Source organism: Allomuricauda sp. XS_ASV26 (assembly GCF_041224615.1).
Taxonomy (GTDB): Bacteria; Bacteroidota; Bacteroidia; order Flavobacteriales; family Flavobacteriaceae; genus Flagellimonas; species Flagellimonas alginolytica.
On sequence record NZ_JBGFGK010000012.1, the window covers coordinates 1 to 1,566 of the forward strand.

The window sequence follows — 1,566 nt, forward strand, 5'->3', positions numbered from 1 at the left end:
TACATTGGGAACGAAGAGATAAAAACAGGCAACACAAGACCCATGTCCCCGCCGCACGACCACAGGCACATTGTGGGACACTATCATTTGGCGGAAAAAGAACATGTGGAAAAGGCCATCGCCAATTGCCTTGAATCCAGAAAGGCCTGGGCCGACCTGACCTGGGAACAGCGTGCCGCCATTTTCTTAAAGGCCGCAGAATTGATCGCAGGGCCCTACCGCGCCAAAATGAACGCCGCCACAATGATCGCGCAATCCAAGAACATTTATCAGGCCGAGATAGATTCCGCCTGCGAAATTGTCGACTTTCTGCGTTTCAACGTGGAGTACATGTCACAGATATACAGCGAGCAACCGGAATCCTCCGAGGGAATCTGGAACCGTGTGGAATACCGCCCCCTCGAGGGCTTTGTGTACGCCATAACCCCGTTCAACTTTACCGCCATTGCAGGCAACCTGCCCGCCAGCGCCGCCATGATGGGGAACGTAGTGGTATGGAAGCCGAGCGACAGCCAGATATTCTCCGCCAAGGTAATCGTCGATGTGTTCAAAGAGGCAGGATTGCCCGATGGCGTGATCAATGTGGTCTACGGTGACCCGGTAATGGTTTCCGATACCGTATTGTCAAGCCCAGACTTCTCCGGAATCCACTTTACCGGCTCCACGGATGTGTTCAAATCCCTTTGGAAACAGATCGGGAACAACATACACAGGTACAAGACCTACCCCAGAATCGTTGGGGAGACCGGGGGCAAGGATTTCATTATTGCACACCCGACGGCAAAACCCAAGCAAGTGGCCACCGCCATTACCCGTGGGGCCTTCGAGTTCCAGGGACAAAAATGTAGTGCGGCATCCAGGGTATATCTTCCCAAATCCACGGCCAATGAAATCTTGGAATTGGTGAAAGCTGATATAGCCTCCTTCAACAAACCTGGCTCACCGGAAGATATGGGCAACTTTATCACCGCTGTGATACACGAAGGTGCATTTGACAAATTGGCCAGCTATATAGACAAGGCCAAGGCCGACAAGGATGCAGAGGTAATCGCAGGGGGAAATTACGATAAATCCGTGGGCTACTTTATAGAACCCACCGTGATCTTGACCACCGACCCGCAGTACGAGACCATGTACACCGAACTGTTCGGGCCCATTGTTACCGTTTATGTCTACGAGGACAAGGATTGGGGCGAGACCCTAAAACTGGTGGACGGAACTTCCGAATATGGACTTACCGGCGCCGTGCTTTCCGCGGACCGCTATGCCATAGATGAGGCCACCAAGGCCTTACAGAACTGCGCGGGCAACTTTTACATCAACGACAAGCCAACCGGTGCCGTTGTGGGACAACAGCCTTTCGGCGGCGCAAGGGCCTCAGGGACCAACGATAAGGCCGGGTCCATGCAAAACCTCTTGCGATGGGTATCGCCAAGGTTGATCAAGGAAACTTTTGTTACCCCGGAGGATTATCGATATCCTTTCCTGGGTTAAAGAACAGACGAAAAAACTGCACAAAGGCCGTCACTCTAAAAAAATGACGGCCTTTTTTATGCACTGAAATTA

1 protein-coding gene is annotated in these 1,566 nt (G+C 52.1%); it reads left to right on the top strand.

The genetic code is table 11. The features are described from left to right. Positions 1 to 1,494: L-glutamate gamma-semialdehyde dehydrogenase (gene pruA / locus AB9K32_RS00065; protein WP_369884002.1), on the top strand; the 1,494-nt coding region annotated here is incomplete at its 5' end. Positions 1,495 to 1,566 lie beyond the last annotated feature (72 nt).